Raw genomic sequence first — 22,798 nt, forward strand, 5'->3', positions numbered from 1 at the left:
TTACGCATCCTTTACAACGAATTTATAGCCAAGTCCTTTAACCGTTACGAGAAATTCTGGTGTAGATGGGGAATTTTCTATTTTCTCCCGAAGTCTTCGTATATGAACCATCACCGTATTATCAGAACCGAAGAAATCCTCTCCCCAAACCATTTGATAAAGCGTTTCTTTACTGATCACGCGATTCGGGTGCTGCAAGAAATAGGTCATCAGCATAAGTTCTTTCGGAGTGAGCTCAATCGCCGCTCCGTTTTTCGTCAGTTCGGCTTGCTGCTCGTTTAACTCAAATGGCCCTTTTTTGATGATGGGATCTGCTTGAGAAGGCTGTAAGTATGACGACCGTCTAAGCTGGGCTTTTACCCGGTAGGCGACTTCTTTTGGACTGAACGGCTTTGTAATATAATCATCACCGCCAATGGCAAGTCCTACAATTTTGTCTGATTCCTCTCCCTTTGCTGATAAAAAGATAATCGGAACATGCGAGACGTCTCTGATTTGTTTGCAAATATCGTAGCCTTCACCGTCTGGTAGCATAATATCCAGTATGACGAGATCGGGTTGTTCTTGATGGAATTGTGAGAGCCCATCACGGGCAGTTGAAGCTGTTATCACCCGGTCAATGCCTTCTCTTGTTAATACGGTATGGATTAATTCTAAGATTTCTTTTTCGTCATCTATAATCAAGACTTTGCTTTGAAGTTTTGGCATTATGATCACTCTCCTGAAGTCATTGTTATTATTATACCCAAAGTGTAGACATCGTGAAAAATCAACTTTCTATTGACACAAAAAAGCCAATTTTCTTTTTTAATGAGAAAATTGGCTTTTGGTGTTTTTTAGCGTTTGACCACAAATGTTGTCACACTTTGAGCAGGGAGATGAGCCCAAAATTGATTTCCTGATATGTTTAAGTCAGTTCCAGGCTGAAGGTTACTGTTGCTGCTCGTGATCCATCTTGACGCTTGTGAAGCAGTTCCGTTTTGCATGACAAAGTGTTGATTGACTCCTGTATTGTTTTTGTTAATCGCGACAATGACGACCTGATTGTTTCCTTTATAGGCTGAGACGAAAACATTCGGTTCAGGGCTTTTCGTTGCATCAATTCTGACGTACCCTGGACGCACAAACTTGGAGAAATGCGCCATGTTGTATCCGCGCTTGCTAATCATTCCATCTTCTTTCATAGGACCGTATGATCTCCGGATGTACCACCACACATACGCCTGAAAGTCCCCTTCCACCATTGAATGGTGAATATGCTCTGATACCCCTAATGCCTCAGGCCAGCGGTCCGCTGAATTGTTATCACTATTCGGGTAGTAGACCTCTGTCATCCACAGCTCTTTTCCCCCTCCTTTTTGTTTGAAAAGAGGATACGGAAGCTGGCTGATTTGGGTTCCGTACAGATGGGCACCGAGAATGTCCATATTTCTAAGCGCCTGCGGATCGTTTAAGATAGGATCTGAGATATTCTTAAGGTATTGAAAGGATTCTGGTGCAATCACACGTGCATTAATGGAGCCAGCATTTTCTCTCATGAATCGCAGGATTTCCTGAGGTGTCCACCATGTCCATTCATGTGCATAATCAGGCTCGTTCTGTACAGAAATGGCATAGAGATTGACGCCGTTATTTTTCATGAATGTCACAAAATCATTCAAATGCTGAGCATATGCGGCGTATTGATTGTATCTCAGCCGCTTTGCAGACGCACCATTACGGTTGAAAGTCTCTACCATATGGCTTGGAGGATTCCAAGGCGAAGCAATCACCAAAGCGCCGTGCTCTATCGCTCTTTTGGCGGTGGCGACTTCTCTGTGCCAATTATTTCTGTTCTCGTCTACATAAATCCGTAAAATGGAGAATCCTAACTGATTCTGTCCATTGCCAAAGGCGGTATCCCTTTGAGGGCCGGTCAAATCACCAATCCAGGCCGGGTGGTTCATTCCGCCAAAGCCGCGGATCACTTGTCTTTCCGCGTTGACATTAATATTCGCATCTGCCGCTGACACCTCAGTTACCCCAGGCCCTAAAAACATGACAGACAACATAGTGAAGCAGACCAATAAAGTGCAAATTGGTTTTTTGATTATGGACATCAAATTTTCCCACTCTCCCATCAACCAGTTTTGTTTACCTTTGAGTAAACTGCCAGGAATCAAATTGGAATAGGCTGGAACCATTTCCTTTGAAGACAAAAAATACGTTGTGTACTCCCGTTGCCCCGTTTACTGCCGCTTCTATTTCTCGCCAGTTTCCGCCTGTGGAAGGGACATTGAGTGTTCCAGCAATTCTACCGTCTGGACTGCCAAGACGTACTTCAATTTGTCCGCCTGAAGCGGCTGCTACATTGGCTTTAAAGGTTCTGGCACCTCTCGATCCGAAATCGACATTACTGACAGCCACCCAATCGCCGTTTTGAATGTTTGTGACGTGCTGGTTATTGGCTGGCCCACCAGGTGCTGAGGAGGCCTCTGTTAAAATGCGCCCATTCCAAGCGAATGTTTCAGCTTCTACCCGTTGATAAGGATTTAAGTTGGAAAGCTGTTTAACGCCTTCAAAATTGGCTGCGACCTCTCGAAGGGAGCCGTCAGCATTATGCACAAGCTTATTAATGTGGGGAGATCTGTAGCCTTTCCCTGCTCCGTATAAGGCAGAACTCACCGTTTGTGTGTGATACACGACATACCACTCGTTTTTAAAATTGAACACAGCATGATGGTTGTTACCGCCGCCACCGAAAAATGCACCCGGATTTTTCAAGAAGTGTCCTTTATACGTAAAGGGACCCATAGGACTTGAGCTCGTCATATAGCCGATCTCGCCTGGTGGTTTATCTGCTGGGTGGGAGCCGCCAAAATTGATGCAATAGGAATAGTAATAGGTACCGTTATACTTATGCATCCCTGAATCTTCAAACATGAAAGGAGCATCAATGGTTGATGCACTACCGACCACACTTGTCATGTCAGGCCCTAGCTTCAGAACTCTTGCTGTTTTAGGATTGGCCCATTGTCCCTGCGTTGGATTTGAACCGCCTGGAACGCCTCCACCAGCATATAGATAACCGGTCCCGTCATCATCTACAAATACGGCTGGATCAAACAGCCATACAACACCGGACATCCCTGGTGTATTTGGCGTGACGAGCGCTTTTCCGATAGGATCTTTCCAGGGACCAATCGGGCTGTCCGCTGTCAGGACGCCAATCCCTCCGCCGCTGTTAGCAAAATAAAGGAAAAATTTATCCTTCCCATTGATCTTCTTCACCGCAGCGGCTGGAGCCCAAGATGCGCCTGCCCATTTGGCAATCCCTTTCCCGCCATTGGCCCCATTGGCACCTGCTACTGGAATCGCTCCGTGATCTGTCCAGTTCACCATATCTGCCGAAGAGATGACAAAAACCCTATTCAAATTTGCAAAAGAATTGTCCTTAATCGTTCCATTGCTGTGATATTCATAGTCATCACTCGACATATAAATGTACACTCTTCCGTTATAGGTGAGCGCAAACGGATCTGCCCCCAGGTGATGGTCTATGAGCGGATTTGCATTTCCTACTCGTTTTGCAATGGGGGTACTTGCTGCACTCGCATCATATACAGGTATACAGCTTAGTACCAAAGCAAGAATCAAAAAACCTACACCGCACTTCATCCTCTTTCTCATCGTGTCATTTTCCTCCTGTTTTCATCTTCCTAATCTTGGGGTTTACGCCCAATTTCAAATTATGTTGATAGACGCTGATGAAGAATGAATACAAAGGATGATTTCTTGGGAGAATCGCTGCTAAAACAACGATGAAAACCCTTACTTTTTGACTAGGAGACAACAAAAAAATGCAGTTCTCCTTTTGGAACTGCATTTTCTTAGCTTATTCATGATTGTTGATCACATATAACGCGCGGTCACCATTTTCTTTCTTGTGTAAAACTCTACTCCGTCTGTTCCATTCGCGTGCAAATCCCCGTAGAAAGAATCCTTCCAGCCGGAAAACGGGAAAAATGCCATTGGTGCGGGCACACCGATATTGACGCCGAGCATCCCTGCTTCGATGTTTTCGCGAAATTCTCTGATGCTTGATGCACTGTCTGTATACAGGCAGGCACCGTTCGCAAATTTTGATTGATTGGACAGGTCGATTGCTTCTGTTAGTGAAGAGACACGAACAATGGATAAGACTGGGGCGAAAATCTCGTCCTGCCAAATTTTCATTTGATTTGTCACATGGTCAAAGATCGTTGGTCCAACGAAATACCCTTTTCCATTTGTTTCGTGATCTTTCCTGCCATCACGAATGAGACTTGCTCCTTCTTCAATCCCTGACTGGATGTATTGAAGCGTTCGTTCTTTATGTTCCTTTCGAATGACTGGACCAAGAAAGACCTCTTCATTTATTCCATTTCCAATGACGAGCTCGTTCGATTCATCAACTAATTTTTGAATGAGCTCATCTGCCACTTCTTCTTCCACTGCGACAACGGCCGCAGCCATGCAGCGCTCTCCTGCTGATCCAAAGGCAGCACCAATGATTTGTTTCGTTGCCGCGTCTAAATCTGCATCTTTGAGAACAATGGAGTGATTTTTTGCTCCTGCAAGTGCTTGGACACGTTTGCCATGCTCTGTGCCTTTTTTATAGACGTATTCTGCGACTGGTTGAGAGCCGACAAATGAAATGGCTTTGACCTTTTGGTGTTCAAGCAGACCATTGACGACATCGTGAGCCCCATTGACAATGTTGAGAACACCTTTTGGAAGACCTGCTTCTTCAAATAGCTCGGCTAAACGCGCGGCAAGAATCGGCGTGCGCTCTGAAGGTTTTAAAACAAACGTATTTCCGCACGCAATGGCAAGCGGGAACATCCAGCAAGGGACCATCATCGGAAAGTTAAATGGTGTAATCCCCCCGATGACGCCTATTGGATAGCGGTACATGCCGGATTCGAGTCCAGATGCGATATCTGGTAATTGTTTTCCCATCATTAAGGTTGGTGCACCAGCGGCAAATTCGACACATTCAATCCCGCGCTGCACTTCTCCTTTTGCTTCTGTTATGCTTTTTCCGTTTTCAATCGTGACGAGTTCAGCCAGCTCATCCCATTTTTCAACGAGTAACTGCTGATATTTAAATAAAATGCGGGCACGGCGGGGAACGGGGGTTTTCGACCAAGTGGTAAATGCTTGTTGTGCTGCCTGTACCGCACGTTCGACATCTTTTTTTGTTGATAGCGGCACTTCTGCGATGATCTCGCCAGTAGCTGGGTTATATACTGCCTCTGTTTGACTAGTTTCTGCCTCAATCCATTGTCCGCCAATATAATTTTTCAACATTTGTACATCTGTTTTGGTCATGTTCCCTCTCTCCTTTTTATGAAAAAATGTCATGCTTATAGGATGTGTTTGGTTGTCATTGTCTCATCTAATGGGCGCCCATCTGTATACACTCTTTGTCAAATATTATTGTCGTTTTGGTTTACGTTGTGATAAAAGCTTGCTCTAACGTGTGAAAGGTTGTCGCCCATTCATTTGTTTGTGAGAAATGATTCCGGAATGTGATTCATTCATGGTGTATTTTTGATTAACTGTTGGTTAACTTTAGAAAAATCATAATATTAAAAACGGTTTCAGTCAATCCTCTTTTTGCAGCATAAAAAAACCTGATGCGCGTAGCATCAGGTAGTGGCTGGTTTATTTCTGTAAGTTGGTTGATGCGGCATATTGATTCGGTTCTGCAAAATGCGGAAGCATCTCACCATGTGCTTCAATGAGTTCATCGCATAATTTGATGATGTCATCAATCGATAGTTCAGCGCTTGTGTGTGGATCAAGTAATGCCGCTTGATAAATGTGCTCTTTTTTGCCGCTGATTGCTGCTTCGATTGTCATGAGCTGTGAACTGATATTGGTCCGGTTCAGTCCAGCCAATTGTTCAGGGATCTCTCCGACATAGCATGGCATGATACCGCTCCGATCTGCAACACACGGCACTTCGACACACGCTTTTTCAGGCAGGTTGTGAATGAGGCCTCCTGTGTTCAGCACATTCCCAGCAAATTTAAAGGGAACGTTCGTTTCGATCGCTTCAATGATACGAGAACCATATTCTTTTGAGCGAGTATGTGTGATCTGTGTATTGCCCACAAGGTCATGCTTCATGGTATTCCAGTTGTTGATTTGTTCCTCGCAGCGTCTCGGGTATTCATCAAGCGGAATGTTAAATTGACCGATCAGTTCTGGATAGCGTGATTTAATGAAATAAGGATGATATTCGGCATTGTGTTCTGAGGATTCTGTGACATAGTAGCCGAATTTATCCATCAGCTCAAAACGTACCATATCATGATGCCGCGATTGCTGCTTTTCTTTTGCTCTTTTTTTGATGTCTGGGTACAAGTCTTTTCCGTCCCGTTTCACTTCTAATAACCATGCCATATGATTAATGCCGGCAATTTTTTCTTCAATGCCTTCATGATCCATTTCAAGTGATTCAAATAGATCCTTTGTACACACCTGCACACTATGACAAAGACCCACTGTTTGAACATGTGTATAGCGCAGCATCGCACCTGTCAGTGTGGCCATTGGATTTGTGTAATTTAACAATAAAGCATTTGGGCAAACCTCTTCCATCTCCTTTGCAAAATCAAGCATCACAGGAATTGTTCGAAGGAAGCGGAAGATGCCGCCGATGCCAACCGTATCCGCAATCGTTTGTCTTAACCCATATTTTTTCGGAATCTCAAAATCAATCACCGTGCTTGGCCGGTAGCCTCCAACCTGGATGGCATTGATCACATATTTCGCATCCTTTAAGGCTTCTTTTCGGTTGTGATAGGACTTAATGGCCACATGTGCACCGTAGTTCTCTTTTAAATGGCGGAGCATCGTTTCGGATTCTTTCAGCCGGTTGTGGTCGATATCATATAAAGCGAATTCAAAACCGGTTAGTGCAGGGACGAACAAACAATCTCCTAATATATTTTTAGCAAACACGGTACTCCCTGCACCGATAAATGTAATTTTAGACATAGACGACTCTCCTTTTCGCATCCATATTGAACTACCCTTTGACAGAGCCTTGTGAAAGCCCTGCGATAAAATATTTTTGCAACAGTAAAAACATCGTCACCATCGGCAGCATTGCAATGAGCGCAGCAGCACCAACGAGCTGAAGCTGATGTTGATTTTGACCAAAAAAATGGGATAAGGCGACTGTGAGTGTATGCATCTCTTTATCTTGCAAAAAGAAGATGGCAAATTGATAGTCGTTCCAAATATACACACAGGCAATGATTAAAACAGAAGCGGTAATGGGTTTCAGAAGCGGAAAAACGACGGTGAAAAAAACTCTAAGTGTCCCCGCTCCATCAATACGGGCTGCTTCTTCAAGCTCCTTTGGAATGGTTGACCGGATAAAGCCTGCATATAAGAAAATCGTTAGCGGCAAAAAAGCAGCGACATTATTTAAAATAGCGATTTGATAGGTGTTCATCATCCCGATTTGAACGACCATTTTATAGAGAGGGACAAGGGCTGTGAGTGGTGGAATGACCATAATGGCGATTAATAAAACATAAACTGCTTGATTTAGCTTTGTGCTTCTCCTTGCGAGCGGATAGGCTGCAAGGGAGCCAAGAAAGATGAGGCATACAGCAGAGCTGAACGTAATGATCACGGTATTCAAAAAGGATTGGCCAAGCTGAGCCTCTGTCCATGCCGTGCGAAAGTTTTCAAGATGAAGCGCTTTTGGAAACAGCCATTTTGAACTGAAATCTCCTATCCCCTTTAATGATGTCGTTACCAAGATATAAAATGGAATGAGATGAAGCAATGTCACCAAAAGGGCGAGGAAGGTGTACCATCTCTTCTTACGTTTAAAGGCATTTTCCATCACACCTCGGTCTCCTTTCGTTTGAAATACATCAGCGCTGCGACACTAATGACAAGGATGATGACCGCCATGAAGACCCCTTGCGTTGCTGCATAGCCTGCATCCTGACGTTTGAAATACAGATCATACATAAAGGTCGACATTGATTGTGAGGAATCTCCTGGTCCGCCGCCAGTAAGCGCCACAATGACATCAAAGAGCTTGAGCCCGCCAATGACATTCAGCACAACATTAATGGTGATAGACGGTATAAGGAGAGGCAATGTAATTCGCCTGAACTGCTGAAGGCTGGATGCACCGTCTAATTGTGCCGCTTCATAATAATCCTTAGGAATGCTTTGCAGTCCTGCTAAATAAATGATCATCGCGATCCCGACGAATTGATAGGTGTTGACGAGCACAATGATCCATGTGTTTAGTTGCGGATTGCCAAGCGCATTCATTTGATCAAATCCAAAAAGCGTCACCACATCGTTTAAGGCACCGCCTTGGTAAGCAAACACGAAATACCAAATATAGCCCATCGCAATCGGACTAATCATGACAGGTAAATAGACAACTGTTCTTGCGATCGCTCTCATTTTTAAGCTTTGATTTAATAAAAGAGCATACCCAAGTCCGATGATATTTTGTAAGATGGTGCTCCCGATGCCGTATAGAAGTGTATTTTTAACAACAAGCCATGTCGTTGTGTCCTGAAGCAGACGCTTATATTGATCCAGCCCAATCCATTCATAAGTTTGTGAGAACCCATTCCAATTCGTAAAAGATAGCTGAATTCCGTTCAAAAAAGGATAAATGATAAAGGTACTGACGACGAGAACAGCTGGCAAGTACATCCACCAAAGGGATGAATTCTGGCTTTTTTTCATTTTCTGTTTTGGTAAAGAGGTGAATGCGGCTGGCTGCTGTGCTTTTGTGATGTCATTCATTGGCTTCACTCCTGTTTCAGCATTAGCCTGCTATTGTTTTTTCAGACGCTTATATTCTTCTTCCATCTTCTTCGATAATTGTTCTGGTGTAATGGAGCCTGCTAATAATTCTTGACCCGATGTTGCCATGACAGCCCACATGCCGCTTGGTAAGTATTTTCGATCGAAATACGGTTCAATCTTCACCTGTTCGTATTGATCGTAAAACGTAGAGTAATAGTTTTTCGCTTTCACTTGCGTTAAGGCTGCTTCAGAGGATGTACCTTCTGCGATCTTTTTCGCATTTTCAGGCTTTGCGAGAAAATCAATGAATTGTTTTGCTTCTTTTAGATGCTTGGAGTCTTTCCATGCAGCGACCGTAAACCGTTCTCCTCCAATCCAGCTTGGCTTATCTCCTTCATGAATAGATGGAACTGGCATCGTCCCTACTTTGATCGATGGATTGAGTTCAGATGCTTCAGGTCCTAATGAGCCTCCGACAAAGGTGAAGGCTATTTTGTTTTGTGCCATCAGTTCAGGTGCTTGAGATAGTTTTGCTGTGAGGACATCTTTGTTTAAAAGATCTTGATCCTTCAGCTCCTTCATGAACTGTGCAAGCGGTGTATAGAGAGACCAATCAAATGATCCGTTTTCAAGGTCTTTTCCGTATCGGTGGTTTGGACTGGTGATCAATAAAGGTGTGGCGAGTTCATCAAAGACTTGGGCGATATTTGAGTTGTCTCCTCCTGGTATCCAGAGCGGCACAACCTCTCCTTTACTCTTTTCCTTCACTGTCAGCAAAGCGGATTTTAGCTCATCAAGTGTTCTAGGGATTTCAATGTCATAGTCCTTTAATAGATTGGCATTAAAGCTAAGCCCGTCTTTTGCTTGATTCAGCGGATACGCGTATACTTTGCCATCTTGGTCCTTTAAAATTTGATCGAGTGAAGGATCAAGCTGTTTCACCCAATCCATTTCTTTTAGATCAGCGACATACTCGCTGTAGCGCAGTTTGGCCCAGCCATGTGTGTCAAACAGATCCGGCATATCATTTGCCCCCATTTTGACACGGATCGTATCTTCATAGCTGTTGCCTGGGAAGTTGGCATCGATTCGAAGATGTGGATGCTCTTTTTCAAATTTACGGATCACTTCTTCAAACGCTTTTCTTTCCCCGCTGTTGCTCATCGTCGAAAAGAGAGTTAGGGTGACCTTTCCGTTTGCTTCGGACGTTCCGCTATTGCTACAAGCAGACAAAAGAATGGTCAAGATAAAGGCCGCAGTGAGTAGCATGATTTTTTTATTCATGGTTTCCTCCTTTTAATAACTGAAAATTCCGACGATAATCGGTAGAATTCATGCAGTTGCGGAAACAAAAGAAGTCCATTATACTGGAATTCTATTCTTTTCAAAGAGATAAGAGAGCATACCGGTAGGCTGCCTTGTTCTTCGCATGATCTGGCCATCATGCGAAGCAGCTTGCTTTCTGCTTTTTTGTCTCTTTTTTGTTTGCTGAAATCTCGGGTTCACCCCCTTTCATGGATGAGACATGTGCTGCCTCTTTCGATGAGTTTTGTTGGCACGACGACTTTTAGAGGAAGCTTTCTGCCGTTTATTCTCTCAAGCAAAAGCTTCAGACCGACTTCCCCCATTTCTTCTGTATATACTTTGACGGTTGTAAGCGGCGGGCTTGAAAATGAAGCCGCTTCAATGTCATTAAACCCAACAATGGATACATCGAAAGGAACACGCAGACCCGCTTCGTTGAGCGCACGCATTGCACCGATCGCCATTGAATCACTTCCGATAAAAAAGGCTTGTGGCATGTTTCCTTTTTTAATGGCCTTCTGCATGAGCGTATAGCCTTCTTGCATGGAGTATTCTCCAATATGGATGTCATCCAGATGAAGACTACCTGCCTCTTGCATTCTTTTCATAAACGTCGTTTGTCTTTCGTCTTCAATCACAGCATTACCTTCGAAATAATGCTCTCGCTCCTTTCCGCCAATATAGCCTAGATGTGTATAGCCAAGCGATTGCAGATGGCGAATCGCTCGATCTGCCGCTCTGACAAAATCGACATGTACACAATCATATAAATCCTCATCCGCATAATGATTGATAAAAACAATGTGTTCCATTCGATTTGTCATTTTTTCCACCGTATCAGGGCTAATTCGTCCAATGACGATCAAACCGTCAATATCCTTTAGCATCGCCCCTTTATCTATGCTTCTCAGGCGAAAGGTATGGAGGGTGGAGAGCCCTTGTTTGGCATATTCTTTTTCAATTCCTTTTCGAATCGATGAAAAAAAGGGGTCATTTAATTCTTCGTCAATGGATTGAGCGACAACGATACCGATGATTGGGGATTCAGATGGGCTTTTTTCCTCTGTTTGATCGGCTTTTCTTGCTCTCACTGGGGTATAGTTTAGCTTCTTTGCAATGTCGAGGATATTTTGTCTTGTTGCGTGAGAAACGGCAAGGGTTTGATCGCCATTTAACACACGGGATACAGTGGATACGGACACTTTTGCATCATGAGCAATATCTTTGAGTGTGGTCATAGGCAAACTCCTCTTGGTTTTTGACTAAATATTTACTAAAGATATTTGAAGGATAACATGTTGATAAAGCGCTTTCAAGTGTGAAGTTATGATTTTTTATTTTGTTTTCGAGTATGTTTTGGTTAGATACGATGTTTTAGTAAAGTTGCGTAAAAAAGAGGATGGGTTTCATCCTCTTTTACTAACGTGATTCAATTGAGGCTGTTTCTTTTGAAAACAATTGCTTCATTGTCTCCCAAGCCGTATCAAGTTGATGGTGAAGTCCAAATAAACCTGAGGTACCGATAATATAGATCTCGTTTCCAGCCTCAGCAAGCAGCCGGAACGTGCTCTCATTACAGGAGCCGTCTACTTCAATTGAAAACGAGTAGCCTCCCTTCTCTTTTACATCTTTCACCTGTTTCATTTTCTGAAGCATTTCTTTAATAAAAGGCTGCCCTGCAAAGCCTGGATCAATCGTCATGATCGTCACTCGGTCTATTAAATGTATATAGGAATCTAACACTGCAATTGGTGTGGCTGGATTTAAGACAAAGCCAACCTCGCAGTCTCTTTGATGGATATGCCGAATGATCCTAAAAACGTCCTTTTGCACGACCTCTGGGTGTAAGCAGATCATGCTTGCGCCTGCATCAATGCAGGCATCGATTAAAAATTCTTGGGGGTATTCTGCCATAAGATGCACATCAATTGGTCTATCTGTCAGTTTTCGAAGCTGTTCTATGAAAAAGGGTGATAAGGTGATATTTTTCACGTAATGACCATCCATGACGTCGACATGATATCGATCTGCTCTCGTGTTGAGAATATGAATTTGTTCGCGGAAGTGCGTTAAATCCATGCACATCAGCGAAGGTGAAAAAATGGCTGTCATTCTCAGAATCCTCCTTTTTACAGTTGAAATAAAAGCTTGATCAATCCAATCAAGATTCCGATGATACCAAAGTCTGTATCACCAAAAGTTGTCCCTTCAAAACCAAGGGTTCCTAACACAGGTAATAAACAAGCAGGTAAAAAAGAAAGAAGCAATCCATTTGCAAATGCCCCAGCGACAGCCCCTCTCACGCCTCCTGTTGCATTGCCATACACTCCTGCTGTAGCGCCGCAAAAAAAGTGCGGGACTAGACCAGGAACAATGACAGTTAAACCAAACAAAGGTAAAAGAAAAATGGATACAATGCCTCCTGCAAAGCTGCATAAAAAACCGATAATGACTGCATTTGGAGCAAATGGAAAAACGGTTGGTGCGTCAAGTGCCGGTTTTGCCCCTTTCACAAAACGATCGGCAATCCCTTTGAAAGCAGGCACGATTTCACCGATTGCCATCCGAACCCCGGCTAAAATAATGTACACACCAGCAGCAAAGGTTATCGCCTGGATGAGAATGAAGACGGCGAAGTTCGTGCCCCCACTCATTTGTTCTATAAAGGGAATACCAGCAAACGGTGCAATCGCAAAGAAGAGCAAAGCCATCGTGATTGAAATGGCCACAGATGTATCTCGTAGAAAGCCGAGTGATTTAGGCACTTGAATGGTTTCTGTTGATCTCTCTGGACGACCGATCCATTTTCCGATCATTCCCGCTGTAAAATAACCGAAGGTACTGAAGTGTCCAAGCGCAAGATCATCGCTTCCAGTGACTTTCCTTGTGAATGGCTGAAGAATAGCGGGTGCAATGACCATAGCGGTCCCTAATATAATTGAACCGATAGTGACAAGAAGCGCTCCTTGCATTCCTGCTGTCGAAAGAACGACTGCGAGCATTGCAGCCATATACAAGGTATGGTGTCCTGTTAAAAAGACGTATTTAAAGGGGGTGAATTTTGCCAATAATAAATTGACCAGCATGCCAAAAATCATAATGAGAGCCGTCTGTGTCCCGAATTCCTTTTGAGCAATGGCTGCCATGGCATCTGTATTTGGGACAACCCCTTGAATGTGAAATGCTGCTTCAAACATTTTTCGAAAAACGCCAAGTGAATCAGACACGACTGTGGCGCCCGCTCCTAATATTAAAAAACCCATCGTTGTTTTTAAGGTGCCTGACACGGTATCGGCAGCTGATTTTTTCTGCAAAAGTAAACCAGCTAGTGCAAACAAACCGATGAGAATGGCTGGTGTGCCCAATATATCATTCATGATCAGTTCTATCATGATGTGAATCCCCCTTTTTCGTGGCTTAAATGTGTTTACGAAGGATGTCTTTAATAGCTTCCTGGTCTAACAAGTTATTTAATCCAGCGACCTTTCTTGTGCCGTCATCCAGCTGATCAATAATGTCTGTTGCTCCGATATATAGATCAGCCAGTTCATTTTTACTTGTGCTGAGATCGGTATGGTCCACTTCAGCTACAAGCCCTAACTCTTCTAATGCTTTTTTGACATTCATTTCTACGATAAAGCTGCTTCCTAATCCGTTTCCGCACACAACAAGAATTTTTTTCATTCTCTTTTTCCTCCTTTATCGTTGTGAAAATTGATCAATTAGTTTTTGCACCGATGCTAATTCATTTGCTTCAATCAGTTGTTTCCTCCGTTTTTCATCACTTAACAGCATGGTCAGCTGTTTGAGCGCTTTCAGGTGAGTGATACTGTCAATGGCTGCTAGCACAATGATGAGACGAACTTGTTTTTTTCCATCCTTAGAGAAAAAAACGGGCCGTTCGAATGACATGAGTGACATGCTTAATTCGTTCACGCCGTCCTCTGGTCTAGCATGCGGAATGGCTACTTGTGGCGCGATCACAATATAAGGTCCATTTTGATGAACGGACTGAATCATGGCCTCCACATAGCCTTTCTGAATGGCATTTTGATCGAGTAAAGGCTGCGCTGCTTTTGTGATGGCCTCTTGCCATGTTTCTGCTGTTTGCTGGAGATGAATGGTTTTTTCTGTTAATAAATCGTTTAACACTGGTTTCCACCCTTTCTGATGGGATACATATGCGGGATGCAGTAGCGCTTTAAGATCACGAAGCAGTGCATTTTCATTTTGTACGATGGTATGTTGTTGAATGATGTTGAATAAAGCGTTCACATTTTTCTCATCAAACCTAGTTTCTGCACCTTCTCCATATTGAAGTAAGGTTTTTTTCTCATAGGCAGTAAGGATGGGATGAACGAGATGAACTGGCTTTCCTTTAAACGAAATAGGTGTTGTTGACACAACAAAGTCGACATCAATCGATGACAGCTGTTCATATGAGCGCTTTGATAATAGATCACGTACATCGATATAACCGATTAATTCGATAAGCTGTGTTTTCAGCATATGACTTGTGCCAATTCCTTCGCCGCAAACAATGTATACAGAACGCCGCACAATTGGCGAAATCCCTTCTCTTCTCATCCAACCACCAAAATGCATCGCCACGTAAGCAATTTCATGATCACTTATCTTGGAGCAGGTCGCCTTTTCTAAATGGCATACGACCTTTTGAGTGATGTCAAACACCTCTGGCTGTGTTTTTTTAATAGATTCTGTTAATTCATTGTTGATATCGATGTGATAGATGAGTCTGTAATAGGCAGGGATGAGATGCATGGTTAAGTTTTGCTCCAAGGCTTCGTACTCTTGAAAGGAGATACATGCATATCGCTGAAAATCAACAATCATTTGTCTGGCAATGGTGCGAATGAGATGCTCTTCTGGCTTTTGACTTGATGGAAGCTTTTGTTTCTTGGCGCTGAGCCATAGAGTGCTAAGAAAATAGATTTCATCATCATGAACTTGAAGGCCAGTTTCTTTTTGAATTCGTGCCATGAAACGAATAGCCGCCAAGCATTCATCTGTTTCCTGCAATGTACGCTTTTCTTCGTTTGAAAGGTGTACAGCACGTCCTAGCTTCATCCGCTTAAAGTAGAAAAAGAGATCCAAAGAGAGCTGATCCAGCATGTCATCTGCAAACTCGAGCTTAAGCTCTTGTTCTGACTGCTCGAGGAGATGCTTTAACCGCTTATATGAAATTGGCCCCTTTAACCAAAAAGATGGAAACGCTTTTTCGTTTTTTATCATAGTGCGAATGGAATGAATATAAGGTTTCAGCGCCAATCGAATCATTCTTTCTTCTCCTGAAATCAAATAGCCGCAGGCTGCCTGATAGTGAAGCGTGAGCTGCTGCTTTGAAAGTGCTTCTTTTAGCTGTTTCATATCTTCAAGCAATGTATTTCGGCTCACTTTGGTCAGTTTCATAAAATCATCAATTTTTAGACGTTTCTCACTGCATGCAATGGATAAGAGCAGGATCGCCCTTCTTTCCTTTACACATGGTTCATAATCAGAACCAACGAGAATGGTGTTCGCTTTTTGAATAATGACTTCTTTTTCATGTGTGAGTAAGTAGTAGCCAAGTTGATCTTTTCGCTGAACGCCACTAAGCTCATGAGTTTTCAGCCAGCTATTCATTCGTTTGATTTCAGAGTAGACGGTTCGAGTAGAGACATTCAGTCGGTTCTGTAAATCTTCAATTGATAGATAAGAGGTTGTGTGAAGCAGCATCGATAATAAAGTCGTGCCCCTTTTGGTTAAGTGCAGTTAGAATTCCTCCCTTCTTCCCTTTGGTTATAAGTCTAATCAACTCCCATGCGTCAAAGAAGCCCAAATGTCTTCAGCAAATGCTGTGCAGCTTTTTGGGTGTTCTTTTGCTATAAGAAAAAGCACACCCGTATGAGTGTGCTTTGAGACTTGTATAAAAAGAATTCTTTGTTTTCTTTTATGTGATAGAAAACGTTTGTAATGAGGTCATGGATGTACTGAATCGTCCTTTATGCCTTTTTTGATCTTTCACAATTCTTTTGGCATTCTTGATTTACTCATATGTACTGAATCATCGTCGCTAAAAAAGCGGACACCAATCAACGCACTTAAAGTGCTCAATGATTGGCATCCACAGATTCTTCCTTCTGGACAAAATTTTCACGTTCGTTTTGCTTGTTTCTTTCATACGATGACCCACATAGGAAAAAAGGTCACCATCCACCTTTTTGTCGGTTTTTTGCATAATCTCATTAAAACGAACTAATTTGAATGCATTTTTGAAAGAAAGTCTTGAAGAACTACTTTTACTGGTGAATTCGCAGTAGTAGTCACTACATGATTTACACGTTCTAAAATTTGAGGATGCTTCAATATCAATTTCTTGCCTTCTTCAATTGGAAAACTTCTCAATGTATCAATACAAATCTCAAACAATTCTTTATCATTAGTATTCAACAAATCTATTAAAATATTTAACTCATATTCATTGCACTCATTATCCAGACAGTAAGCAATTTTACGCTGCCACTCTATTGGTTTATTAAGCACCTGATTTGATAGTTCTTCCCAGTCGTTTAGGCTAAAATCTGAGAGTATCTCACTAGCAATCAAACACCCGTCATCATACCAAGAGTCTATCGTTGTATTAGCAGATAAAAGATTATCTAATTCTATAAACATATTGAGTCCCTTAATTATGAATTTACCCTGAGAACACATTCGAGTACCTATAGCCCCAAAAATTGATCATAAAACGAGTAAAACTGAAGAAAATAACGATGTTAATTTGTTAGTAATTAAGTATCTAGCATTTTATTTCCACCAGTTAGATGTAATTTCTTTCAAATGAAATTCTATAAAATCAATCACTTTGGTATAGTCATCCGAGCTGAATTCCTGAATAGGATTGTCCCAATCTGTATTTTTAACTATTAGAACAAGATAGTGACCATCTGAAGATAAGTCGGGATACCACCCTAAATCCAATGTTATTGATGATTTCTCATGATAAAGTTGTAACAAACTTTCAGTGAACATAAACCATCTATCATCTTCTGTTTCTAACTTTTTAGGGTCAATTTCCCTGAAATTATTATAACGTACAATCCAACCTTCAGTTATTCTTAAAGGATGAATGTTTACTTCGGGAATATCAAGTTTTACATATTTTCTCATCATCTGACCTCTTTGCTAATATTCTAGTTATTTTATTCCTAATTTATTTAAATACTTATTTAGTCTGTCTCCAGCAATCGGGTGGCCATGATACACATTTCCACTCGTCAGTTCTCCCCTTATCCAACTAGTAGATTTACCATTATCATAACCAACAATTTTACCTGTATCATAAATGAAATAAAAGTTATTGTTGCCATTATCAATGATATGCCCTTTTTGAAGAGCCTCTTTTTCTAAAACTTTATTATTTATTTCAGGCAGGTATTGAGCATTTCTTTTTCCTGTCTCACTAAAACGTTTGGCTTCTTCAGCAGTCCTAGCCTTTAAATGTTTATTATCATGATGAGAATATACTGCATTATTTATCTTAGCTCTAAAATCTTTTCTACCATAATAACTTTTATGAGCAATTTCATCGTGCCTTTTTGAAATATTAGGTATGCCTGTACTCTTTACCCTCATCTTCCCATGAAACCCTTTCGCCCCAAACGGCAAAAGCATTCCCAGAGCCGCATTCATACTCGCTTCCTGCTGTTCTTTTGAGATCTTATTCCCAAACATATCACGCCCTGTAATCGCTTCGCTGAAGCCGTTGGTGGCGGTAAGACCATATAAGCCTTTTTGAGATGTTTTTAAGGCGTCAAAGGATTTTTGCGATGTCTTGTAAATGTCAACTGCTCTTACTGCGGCTGATGTGGCTTGAGTTGTTTTATAGACGGCTTTACCACCTTTGAAAATACGACCTGCCCATCCGACGATTGGGATATAACCCGCTGCTGCCATACCGCCTGCGGCGACGCGCTGTCCTGCGGTAAGTTCTTCACCTGTGATCGGGTCAACGCCTGTTGCGGCGCGTTTTGCATCGTTCACACCAGTCAGTTCATTCACGATATTCCCGCCATAATCAAGTGCTTTTTCATACCAAGGACGGTTGGCGAGTGCTTCTTGTTCCTTTGCGATCTCGCGGGCTTCCTGTTGTTCTTTTTTAATGTTGAGATATTCGGAAGTTTGCTTCTCAATATCGCTTTTTGCCTTGTAGATTTCGCTATTTTGATACACTTTCTTGTCAAAATTCATCGGAGAAATCGCTTTTCCGTCATTTGTGGCATTCATCATTTCCGTATACAATGCCATTGTAGCTTGCTGCTCCGTTTCTGACAAAGCATATTCATCTTTTAAATTTTGATCAAGCTCTCTTAGATCTTTGATCGTCTTTTTTCGCTCGTCTTCCGCATCTGCAATTTTTTCATCAAAGGTTTGACTATCAAATACTTCTAGAGAAATGAGGTCGTCGATGTCTTGAAAAATCGTTTTAAGCGCCTTTTTTTGATCCTTCACAATGCTTTTGGCATTTTTGATACCCATATGTACAGCGTTGTCTAAAAAGTGTTCTTCTACGAAGGTTTCGCCGCCAAAACTCGTATCATCAAGTGTCCCAGAAACACCTTCATGAAAGGCTTTTTGCTTATCAATGAAGCTGATAAACATATCTACATTTCCAGCCAGTTCTTTATAAAAGCTTTTAATGTTATCGGCACCTTTTCCAGTGAAATCATCACCGAGGTTAGCCACGCCTTGAAGTGCCTTTTTTAAATCTACCAATTGTTCGCGGAGTTCCTGGTAGTGTTTTGCCCTTGCATCCATGGCACTTGTTAGTGCTTTTGCATCAAGTATCATCTTGCCCAGAAGAAGTCACTCCTTCCTATTCATTGACAAGGTCAATTTTACCAACACAAAGTTTGTCATTAAATAGGAATAAAGATACAAAAAAGTACTTAATATGTAATGAACCGTGTTTTATTAGAACGCTTTAGCTCCGCTATCGTCAGTAATCATTAAGACGCGATTTTTAAACCATCCTTTAATTAAAATCATTTGAGATGTTCCATTGTAAACAAGGTTATAGAGCACTTCCATGGTAAGAAGAGGCCACTAATTGAGCCAATTATAATCTTCGCTACCTTATTTGAACAACTTATAGAAAAGCACACCCGCAACAGTGTGCTTTCTTACGATTTAGACTTAAGCAATTGCAACTCTTGATCCATAATATCTGCTGCTTCGGTAATAAATTGAATAATTAAGTCTAATTCTTCTCGTTTGTATTCGTTTGTGAGCAGTTTTGTTGATGCCGATAAGGATCGAAAGAGTTCTTTTACCTGTGATTTCCCTGCTGTTAATGGGACGATGATGACTCTTCGTTTGTCTTTTGGGTCCTTTTCTCTTTTGGCGTAGCCTGCTTTTTCAAGGCGGTCAATCAGAGCTGTGACCGCACCTGAGCTAAGACCTGTTTTTTCACTTAATTCTCCTGCTGTGAGAGGACCGAGTTCGTTTAATAAATCGGCTGATTTGAGGTCTGTTGGGAAAAGGCCAAGCGATTGTGCGGCCGCTTGGTGGAATAAAACCGTTCGTGTGGCGAGGCGCCTCATTGTATGGATGATCAGGTCTGCTCTGTCTTCTGCGTCGTTCTTTATTGACAACTTGTTCTCCTCCCTTTAAAATCAATTTATCTTGATCATCAAGATAAATGTTCTCTTACTTTATATTTAAGTTGATCATAGCAAAAATAAGGAGAGAACGTAAGCAGGAGGTAAATGAAATGAATCATGTGGATAAAGGCAAGGCATCCACTCGCTTAGTTGTCATCGGTTTGCTGTTAGGAATTTTTATGGCGGCGATGGACAATACCATTGTTGCAACAGCAATGGGAAGCATCGTAGCAGATTTGGGCAGTTTTGATAAATTTGCTTGGGTGACGGCTTCTTATATGGTGGCAGTAATGGCTGGAATGCCAATTTACGGAAAGCTTTCTGATATGTATGGTCGAAAGCGTTTTTTTCTGTTTGGACTTATTTTCTTTTTAATTGGATCTGCGCTTTGCGGTATCGCACAAACGATGGATCAGCTCATTATTTACCGAGCCATTCAAGGGCTTGGAGGCGGTGCCCTTCTTCCGATCGCGTTTACGATCATCTTTGATATCTTCCCGCCTGAAAAACGCGGGAAAATGTCCGGTATGTTTGGTGCAGTGTTTGGTTTATCGAGTGTACTAGGACCACTATTAGGAGCTATTATCACAGATTCAATCGGCTGGCATTGGGTTTTCTATATTAACGTGCCAATTGGTATTGTTAGTGTGTTCTTGATCGCCAGATACTATCATGAATCCCTAGAACATCGCAAGCAGAAAATTGACTGGTCAGGTGCTATTACACTTGTCGTGGCGGTTGTCAGCTTGATGTTCGCTCTTGAGCTTGGCGGTAAATCCTATGCATGGGATTCAGTGCAAATCCTCACACTTTTTGCCGTGTTTGTTGTGTTTGGTACCATCTTCTTTATTGTTGAGCGTAAAGCGGAGGAACCGATTATTTCATTTTGGATGTTTAAAAATCGTTTATTTGCGACATCTCAAATTTTGGCGTTTTTATATGGCGGAACATTTATTATTCTTGCCGTCTTCATTCCTATTTTCGTCCAGGCGGTGTACGGTGAATCAGCGACAAGTGCAGGATTCATTTTAACACCGATGATGATAGGGTCTGTCATTGGCAGTATGATTGGCGGAACGATGCAGACGAAAGTGCCTTTCAGACGTCTTATGACGATCTCTGTCATTTCATTTTTCGCGGGGATGCTGCTGCTTGCCAATATGTCACCAGATACAGCTAGACTGTGGCTCACAATCTTTATGATGATATCAGGCTTTGGTGTCGGCTTCAGCTTCTCCCTTCTGCCGTCAGCTTCAATGAATGATCTTGCCCCTCGTTACCGAGGCAGTGCAAACTCGACCAATTCATTTATGAGATCACTTGGGATGACACTTGGTGTCACGATTTTTGGGACGATTCAAACCAATGTCCTATCGAATCGCTTAGCAGATGCCTTTAGCGGAATGAAAGGAGTCCCTTCTCAAATAGGCGATCCACAGGCCATTTTCCAAGAAGGTGCCCGTTCACAAATTCCGCCTGATATTTTAAATAAAGTCATCGATGCGATGTCACAAAGTATCACGTACGTATTTTTGATTGCGTTATTCCCTATTGCCCTTGCAGCGATTACGGTCCTGTTTATGGGAAATGCACGGGTGCGCACATCAAATGAAATGAAAGAAAGCGAATAATGTGAAAAAGCAGAGCTTAAGCGGCTCTGCTTTTTTGTTTCACTGATATAGAGGATGGGCTTTGCCCTCACTGCCAACGATCCGTATTTTCGATGTGACCATATCTTTTGCTGCTTGTTTAGCTTTTTGTAAATACATCCGTGGATCTAAGCTTTCCGGTTCGTTTGAGAAATGATCACGAATGGCTTCAGAGTACGCATTTTTTAATTCAGTTGAGACATTGACCTTTGCCATACCAAGTGCCACACATCGTCTGACGTCTTCATCCGGTACAGCGGAACCCCCGTGCAGCACAAGGGGAACATCGACCAGTGATGCAATTTGTTCAATGCGGTCAAAATCAATATCCGGAACCCCTTTATAAATGCCATGTGCGGTACCAATTGCAGGTGCTAAAGTTGGTACCCCAGTTTCTTCTACAAATTGACGGCATTCTGATGGAATGGCTTTTTCAGCATCCTTTTCATCGACAACGATATCATCCTCTACGCCGCCCACCTTGCCTAGTTCAGCTTCAACGTTCACCCCTACTTTTAATGCGAGGTCCACCACTTCTTTTGTACGGCGAACATTTTCTTCATATGAATGCATCGATGCATCGATCATGACGGATGTATATCCCGCCCTGATACAGGTGAGAATCACATCAAAATCCGTACAGTGATCGAGGTGCAGACCGATTGGGATTTGATATTGATCAGCCGCCGCTTTGACTGTATCTGCAATCGCTTTTGCTCCAAGAGATTGAACGGTTCCAACCGTTGTTTGCAAAATGACAGGTGACTTTAATTCTGCGGCCGTTTCGAGCACCCAATAAATGCTGTCAAAGGAATGTACATTGAATGCAACGATTCCGTATTTTTCTTTTTTCGCAGTCTCAAGCATTGGTGTTGTGGATAGTAAAGGCATGATCAAACATCCTCTCTCGTTAAAATATCTGTTTCTAATACAGTTAGCATCTCTTCATTTGTTCTTGTTTCCAGTAGCTTTTGTCGTTTCGCTTCATCCATTAATCCTCGTGAAAGGGCAGAAAGAGCCTTTAGATGAGTGGTCCCTGCTTCACTTTTGGGGATCAGTAAGGATAAGAAGAAAAAGCATGGCTTCCCATCAAAAGCGTCCCATTCAATGCCTGTTTCCGTGCGGACGATCACGAGTGCTGGTTTTGTGATGGCGTCTGTTTGTGTATGCGGAATCGCAAATCCATCTTGAAATCCAGTTGTGCTCAGTGCTTCTCTTTCCGCTAAGCCTTTTTTAACATCCTCTGGTGATGTACAAATACCTGCTTTGTAGGCAATATCAGCAATGGCTGCGAAAACGCCAGCCTGTGACGACGCGGTTTCATGAAGATTCATATAAATATGTTCCATCATTTCT

Annotated in this window: 20 protein-coding genes; 1 reads left to right on the forward strand and 19 read right to left on the reverse strand. The window is 42.3% G+C overall.

Annotation, left to right across the window (positions count from 1 at the left end; all coding sequences use genetic code 11):
• The 17 genes from MKZ05_RS09025 to MKZ05_RS09105 form a co-directional block, all read right to left on the reverse strand.
• A complete protein-coding gene (locus MKZ05_RS09025) occupies positions 1 to 708 on the reverse strand; it encodes a response regulator transcription factor (protein ID WP_339162276.1) in 708 nt (235 codons plus the stop codon).
• 128 nt (positions 709 to 836) lie between these two features.
• Positions 837 to 2,102 carry a glucuronoxylanase gene (locus MKZ05_RS09030; protein ID WP_226805255.1) on the reverse strand — a complete coding sequence of 422 codons (1,266 nt, stop codon included), beginning with the start codon at positions 2,100 to 2,102 and terminating at the stop codon, positions 837 to 839.
• Between the two features lie 31 nt (positions 2,103 to 2,133).
• Positions 2,134 to 3,657 carry a glycoside hydrolase family 43 protein gene (locus tag MKZ05_RS09035; protein WP_339162393.1) on the reverse strand — a complete coding sequence of 508 codons (1,524 nt, stop codon included), beginning with the start codon at positions 3,655 to 3,657 and terminating at the stop codon, positions 2,134 to 2,136.
• Positions 3,658 to 3,891: 234 nt separating this feature from the next.
• A complete protein-coding gene (locus tag MKZ05_RS09040; RefSeq protein WP_339162279.1) occupies positions 3,892 to 5,352 on the reverse strand; it encodes a CoA-acylating methylmalonate-semialdehyde dehydrogenase in 1,461 nt (486 codons plus the stop codon).
• Between the two features lie 336 nt (positions 5,353 to 5,688).
• On the reverse strand, positions 5,689 to 7,029 hold the full coding sequence (locus MKZ05_RS09045; protein ID WP_339162282.1) for an alpha-glucosidase/alpha-galactosidase: 1,341 nt from the start codon (positions 7,027 to 7,029) through the stop codon (positions 5,689 to 5,691).
• Between the two features lie 31 nt (positions 7,030 to 7,060).
• The gene (locus tag MKZ05_RS09050) at positions 7,061 to 7,891 is read right to left on the reverse strand and encodes a carbohydrate ABC transporter permease (RefSeq protein WP_339162285.1); all 831 of its coding nucleotides are present in this window, start codon (positions 7,889 to 7,891) and stop codon (positions 7,061 to 7,063) included.
• A complete protein-coding gene (locus MKZ05_RS09055; RefSeq protein WP_339162287.1) occupies positions 7,891 to 8,823 on the reverse strand; it encodes a sugar ABC transporter permease in 933 nt (310 codons plus the stop codon). The genes MKZ05_RS09050 and MKZ05_RS09055 overlap by 1 nt, the downstream gene beginning before the upstream one ends.
• 30 nt (positions 8,824 to 8,853) lie before the next feature.
• Positions 8,854 to 10,110, reverse strand: coding sequence for an ABC transporter substrate-binding protein (locus MKZ05_RS09060; RefSeq protein WP_339162289.1), 1,257 nt, complete (start codon positions 10,108 to 10,110; stop codon positions 8,854 to 8,856).
• Positions 10,111 to 10,328: 218 nt separating this feature from the next.
• Positions 10,329 to 11,369: a LacI family DNA-binding transcriptional regulator gene (locus MKZ05_RS09065; RefSeq protein WP_339162291.1), complete on the reverse strand. Its 1,041-nt coding sequence runs from the start codon at positions 11,367 to 11,369 to the stop codon at positions 10,329 to 10,331.
• 181 nt (positions 11,370 to 11,550) lie between these two features.
• Positions 11,551 to 12,243 carry a D-allulose 6-phosphate 3-epimerase gene (alsE, locus tag MKZ05_RS09070; protein ID WP_339162293.1) on the reverse strand — a complete coding sequence of 231 codons (693 nt, stop codon included), beginning with the start codon at positions 12,241 to 12,243 and terminating at the stop codon, positions 11,551 to 11,553.
• A gap of 17 nt (positions 12,244 to 12,260) precedes the next feature.
• Positions 12,261 to 13,523, reverse strand: coding sequence for a PTS ascorbate transporter subunit IIC (locus MKZ05_RS09075; RefSeq protein WP_106028859.1), 1,263 nt, complete (start codon positions 13,521 to 13,523; stop codon positions 12,261 to 12,263).
• A 25-nt stretch (positions 13,524 to 13,548) separates the two neighbouring features.
• The gene (locus MKZ05_RS09080) at positions 13,549 to 13,815 is read right to left on the reverse strand and encodes a PTS sugar transporter subunit IIB (protein WP_137054524.1); all 267 of its coding nucleotides are present in this window, start codon (positions 13,813 to 13,815) and stop codon (positions 13,549 to 13,551) included.
• 15 nt (positions 13,816 to 13,830) lie between these two features.
• Positions 13,831 to 15,903 carry a BglG family transcription antiterminator gene (locus tag MKZ05_RS09085; protein ID WP_339162396.1) on the reverse strand — a complete coding sequence of 691 codons (2,073 nt, stop codon included), beginning with the start codon at positions 15,901 to 15,903 and terminating at the stop codon, positions 13,831 to 13,833.
• 483 nt (positions 15,904 to 16,386) lie between these two features.
• A complete protein-coding gene (locus tag MKZ05_RS09090; RefSeq protein WP_050944851.1) occupies positions 16,387 to 16,806 on the reverse strand; it encodes a hypothetical protein in 420 nt (139 codons plus the stop codon).
• A gap of 132 nt (positions 16,807 to 16,938) precedes the next feature.
• Positions 16,939 to 17,301 (reverse strand): hypothetical protein, encoded by a 363-nt coding sequence (locus MKZ05_RS09095; RefSeq protein ID WP_106032612.1) that lies wholly within the window; start codon positions 17,299 to 17,301, stop codon positions 16,939 to 16,941.
• A 27-nt stretch (positions 17,302 to 17,328) separates the two neighbouring features.
• On the reverse strand, positions 17,329 to 18,981 hold the full coding sequence (locus tag MKZ05_RS09100) for a T7SS effector LXG polymorphic toxin (protein ID WP_339162298.1): 1,653 nt from the start codon (positions 18,979 to 18,981) through the stop codon (positions 17,329 to 17,331).
• A 332-nt stretch (positions 18,982 to 19,313) separates the two neighbouring features.
• A complete protein-coding gene (locus tag MKZ05_RS09105; protein ID WP_226805343.1) occupies positions 19,314 to 19,733 on the reverse strand; it encodes a MarR family transcriptional regulator in 420 nt (139 codons plus the stop codon).
• A 170-nt stretch (positions 19,734 to 19,903) separates the two neighbouring features.
• On the opposite strand from MKZ05_RS09105, the gene MKZ05_RS09110 reads away from it, so the two are divergent.
• The gene (locus tag MKZ05_RS09110; protein WP_137055674.1) at positions 19,904 to 21,424 is read left to right on the forward strand and encodes an MDR family MFS transporter; all 1,521 of its coding nucleotides are present in this window, start codon (positions 19,904 to 19,906) and stop codon (positions 21,422 to 21,424) included.
• A gap of 39 nt (positions 21,425 to 21,463) precedes the next feature.
• On the opposite strand, the gene MKZ05_RS09115 is transcribed toward MKZ05_RS09110, so the two are convergent.
• On the reverse strand, positions 21,464 to 22,333 hold the full coding sequence (locus MKZ05_RS09115; protein ID WP_003210866.1) for a class II fructose-bisphosphate aldolase: 870 nt from the start codon (positions 22,331 to 22,333) through the stop codon (positions 21,464 to 21,466).
• Between the two features lie 2 nt (positions 22,334 to 22,335).
• Complete coding sequence (locus tag MKZ05_RS09120) at positions 22,336 to 22,794, reverse strand: fructose PTS transporter subunit IIA (protein ID WP_003211874.1); 459 nt, start codon at positions 22,792 to 22,794, stop codon at positions 22,336 to 22,338.
• Positions 22,795 to 22,798 lie beyond the last annotated feature (4 nt).

This window comes from Bacillus sp. FSL M8-0277 (assembly GCF_037975305.1).
GTDB lineage: Bacteria > Bacillota > Bacilli > Bacillales > Bacillaceae > Bacillus > Bacillus pumilus.

Bases quoted from the DNA above. Each gene is read 5' to 3' on its own strand.
- alsE (WP_339162293.1), bottom strand. From the start codon at position 12,243: ATGACAGCCATTTTTTCACCTTCGCTGATGTGCATGGATTTAACGCAC.
- MKZ05_RS09040 (WP_339162279.1), bottom strand. From the start codon at position 5,352: ATGACCAAAACAGATGTACAAATGTTGAAAAATTATATTGGCGGACAA.
- MKZ05_RS09095 (WP_106032612.1), bottom strand. From the start codon at position 17,301: ATGAGAAAATATGTAAAACTTGATATTCCCGAAGTAAACATTCATCCT.
- MKZ05_RS09120 (WP_003211874.1), bottom strand. From the start codon at position 22,794: ATGATGGAACATATTTATATGAATCTTCATGAAACCGCGTCGTCACAG.
- MKZ05_RS09105 (WP_226805343.1), bottom strand. From the start codon at position 19,733: ATGAGGCGCCTCGCCACACGAACGGTTTTATTCCACCAAGCGGCCGCA.
- MKZ05_RS09055 (WP_339162287.1), bottom strand. From the start codon at position 8,823: ATGAATGACATCACAAAAGCACAGCAGCCAGCCGCATTCACCTCTTTA.
- MKZ05_RS09035 (WP_339162393.1), bottom strand. From the start codon at position 3,657: ATGAAGTGCGGTGTAGGTTTTTTGATTCTTGCTTTGGTACTAAGCTGT.
- MKZ05_RS09100 (WP_339162298.1), bottom strand. From the start codon at position 18,981: ATGATACTTGATGCAAAAGCACTAACAAGTGCCATGGATGCAAGGGCA.
- MKZ05_RS09050 (WP_339162285.1), bottom strand. From the start codon at position 7,891: ATGGAAAATGCCTTTAAACGTAAGAAGAGATGGTACACCTTCCTCGCC.
- MKZ05_RS09080 (WP_137054524.1), bottom strand. From the start codon at position 13,815: ATGAAAAAAATTCTTGTTGTGTGCGGAAACGGATTAGGAAGCAGCTTT.
- MKZ05_RS09045 (WP_339162282.1), bottom strand. From the start codon at position 7,029: ATGTCTAAAATTACATTTATCGGTGCAGGGAGTACCGTGTTTGCTAAA.
- MKZ05_RS09065 (WP_339162291.1), bottom strand. From the start codon at position 11,369: ATGACCACACTCAAAGATATTGCTCATGATGCAAAAGTGTCCGTATCC.
- MKZ05_RS09075 (WP_106028859.1), bottom strand. From the start codon at position 13,523: ATGATAGAACTGATCATGAATGATATATTGGGCACACCAGCCATTCTC.
- MKZ05_RS09115 (WP_003210866.1), bottom strand. From the start codon at position 22,333: ATGCCTTTACTATCCACAACACCAATGCTTGAGACTGCGAAAAAAGAA.
- MKZ05_RS09025 (WP_339162276.1), bottom strand. From the start codon at position 708: ATGCCAAAACTTCAAAGCAAAGTCTTGATTATAGATGACGAAAAAGAA.
- MKZ05_RS09090 (WP_050944851.1), bottom strand. From the start codon at position 16,806: ATGTTTATAGAATTAGATAATCTTTTATCTGCTAATACAACGATAGAC.
- MKZ05_RS09060 (WP_339162289.1), bottom strand. From the start codon at position 10,110: ATGAATAAAAAAATCATGCTACTCACTGCGGCCTTTATCTTGACCATT.
- MKZ05_RS09110 (WP_137055674.1), top strand. From the start codon at position 19,904: ATGAATCATGTGGATAAAGGCAAGGCATCCACTCGCTTAGTTGTCATC.